At 68.1% G+C, this 2,998-nt stretch carries 3 protein-coding genes; all 3 read left to right on the forward strand.

The genetic code is table 11. The annotated features are described in order from the left end of the window. The first annotated feature begins 414 nt into the window (after window positions 1-414). Window positions 415-840 (forward strand): hypothetical protein, encoded by a 426-nt coding sequence (locus AC1DRP_RS35945; RefSeq protein WP_476771069.1) that lies wholly within the window; start codon window positions 415-417, stop codon window positions 838-840. 16 nt (window positions 841-856) lie between these two features. After that, entirely contained in the window at window positions 857-1,435 is a 579-nt protein-coding gene (locus tag AC1DRP_RS35950) for an OmpA family protein (RefSeq protein WP_476771070.1), read from the forward strand. A gap of 66 nt (window positions 1,436-1,501) precedes the next feature. After that, window positions 1,502-2,998: DUF3300 domain-containing protein (locus tag AC1DRP_RS35955; RefSeq protein ID WP_476771071.1), on the forward strand; the 1,497-nt coding region annotated here is incomplete at its 3' end.

A 2,998-nucleotide genomic window follows, 5' to 3' on the forward strand; every position in this document is an offset into this window, starting at 1 on the left:
ATCTATACCGCCACCACCAGTGGCGGCGGCGGCGGCGGGATCGTTCGCGTCGGCGTGAACTACAAGTTCTGAGCCGGACACTCTGGATCTGCAAACAGCCCGGCCCATGCGCCGGGCTGTTTCTCCCTTCATCCGACCGCGCCACAAGCGCGGCCTCTGTTCGCCCCCTGTCACGACGAAACTCGGAAGCTGCCGACATTCTCTAATGCCGGCGCTCCAGATGTCTTCGCGCTCGCCCTGATCGATCAACTCATCCCCCTGGCGTTTTCCGGCGCCAAGAACGCCGGTCTCGCTGAAATCGCCTGACCGCTTGATTGGCTGGAACCTTCGGATACGCTCTCTTTTCTGACCTCCCCCTAGGGCGGGCAGAAAAGAGAGCGCAAGGGATTACCGACCGAACACAGGGAGACGATCGTGAGTCTACGCAGAGCCCTCGCCGCAACCTGCCTGCTAACTAGCCTGGTCATCCCACTGGCCGGTTCCGCCCAGACGCTCACCTTCGCCGAAGCCTATGATCGGCTGGCGAAGTCCTGCGGTTCGGACATCGACAAGCTTTGCTCGAAGGTTTCGCTTGGCGGCGGCGCCGTCAAAACGTGCCTTGATCGGAACCAGGCGCGGCTATCGGTGGGCTGCAAGGCCGCKTCGGCCGARGTCTTCCAGTCGCTCGCGAAGCGGGCCAATGCCCAGGCTGCCGCAGTYAAGGTCTGCGAGCGCGACCTTGGTCAATATTGCAGCGGCGTGCAGCCCCACGACGGCTACAGGCTGCAGTGCCTGCTGACCGCGTCCAAGGTCGTCAGCAGCAGCTGCAAGCAGGCCATCGTCGATGCCGGCTGGAACTGAAGGGACAATGCACCCGATGAAGCCCATCGCCCTCGTCTTCTCCGCCGCAATCGCCCTCGCCCCCGCAACCGTGCACGCCCAGGAGCGGCTCAACGACACGCAACTGATCGAGACGCTGAACGTCCTCGACCAGTCGAAATCCATCGACGTCGCCGCGCTCCGGCGCCGGGCCGTCGACAGTGTCGCCGCCAACCGCGGGCCGGATGCCTCGCTGCGCGAGCCTCTCTCGCAGGAACTGGACAATCTCTCGCAGTTTACGGTCGAGATCCAGTTCCGGACCGGCTCGGCGGTGATCCGCCCTGCATCATTCCGCACGGTCGGCGTGATCGCCGACTCCCTGCTCCACCCGACCTTACGAGAATACAAGTTCCTCATCGTCGGCCACACCGATGCGGTCGGCGACCGCAAGTCCAACCTGACGCTGAGCCAGAAGCGGGCCGATGCTGTTCGCGACGCGCTGGTCACCACATTCGGCATCGCCCCAGCCAGGATTGTCTCGGTCGRCCTCGGCGAAGAGCAGTTGCAGAACCGGAAGAACCCGGACGCAGCAGCCAATCGGCGCGTCCAGATCGTGAATGTGGGTCGTTTCAGATAGGGGCCGGATGGTGATGGACCGGCTTGGTTGCAGACATTTGAGCGCGAGGACGGCATGCGACACGGAATGATCGCCCTATCCGCAATGGCGCTGGCGCTGGCTCCGGCCAGCGTCTTTCTCCCGGGCCTCGGCGCCGCATTCGCCCAGCAGGCCGCACCAGCGCCACAGGCTGCACCGGCGCAGGCAGCGGACACGGTCTTCACCCGTGCGGAGATCGAGCCGCTGGTGAAGCCGATCGCGCTCTACCCCGACCCGCTGCTCGCCCAGTTGTTGCCGGCCTCGGCCTATCCGCTCGATATCGTGCAGGCGGCGCGCTGGATCGAGCGCAACAAGGCGGCCGTCGAGAAGGCCGACTTCACGGCAGCCGACGCCATGAACTGGGATGCCAGCGTCAAGGCGCTGATCCGGTTTCCCGACCTGATCAAGCAGATGAACGAGAACCTCGACTGGACGAGCGATCTCGGCGACGCCTTCGTCTACCAGCCGACGGATGTCGCGGCCGTCATCCAGGATCTCCGAGCCCAGGCGGCAAAGGGTGGAGCCCTGAAGTCGACGCCGCAACAGACCGTCGTCCAGAAGACCGAGGGATCCAGCAACGTCATCTATATCGAGCCGGCGGAACCGGAGGTGATCTATGTTCCGAGTTACGACCCCGGCGTCGTCTACGAGCCGGTCGCCTCCGCCGTCCCGGGCGCGCTCCTGACCTTCGGGACGGCCATCGCCGTCGGCGCCGTGATGTACAACAACCCGTGGAACTGGGGCACCGGCGCGGTCTATCCGCCGCGCTGGCCGGGTTATCCCGGCTACCGGCCCGGCTATCCCGGCGCACCCGGGCGCGGAAACATCAATATCGGCAACGAGATCAATATCGGCGGCGGCAACACCATCGGCAGCGGGAACAACATCGGCAACACCAAGCCGTGGCGGCCCGACCCTGACCGGTATCGGCCCGGGCAGGGCTCCAAGCCCGGCCTCGCCCGCCCCGGCGGCCCAGGCCGCCCAGGCGGTGTTGGCGGACCGGGAGGCCCAGGCGGCGTTGGCCGGCCAGGCGCCCCGGGTGGCGTTGGCGGCATTGGCGGCCCCGGGCCGGCTGGCGGCGTTGGTGGTCCCGGAGGGTCCGGCGGCATCGGTGGCGTCGGCGGTCCAGGGGGCCCAGGCGGCGTTGGCGGCATCGGTGGCCCAGGAGGCCCGGGCAGCGTCGGTGGAGCATTGGGCGGTGCGGCGGCAGGCGCGATCGGCGGCGCGGCGGCTGGGATGATCGGCCAGCGTCCGTCCCAGCAACCCGCCCGTCCCGATGCGCGGCCCGGCCAGGATCGCCCCCAGGGCGGGGCCGGACAGGGGCGACCGCAGGCCGACGCAGGCCGACCCGCGACGCGACCGTCGGGCCCCGAGCGGCCCTCGGCACGGCCTCCGACGGCACAGGCGCGACCAGCGGCGCCGCAGGGCGCGAGACCTCGCCCGACACCAAGCCGGACCGCCTTTGACGGCATCGATGCCGGCCGAGGCGCGGCGGCCTATGGCAATCGCGGCGCAGCCAGCCGTGGGCAGATCAGCATGCCGGCG

This window comes from Allobosea sp. 01N443 (assembly GCF_056399325.1).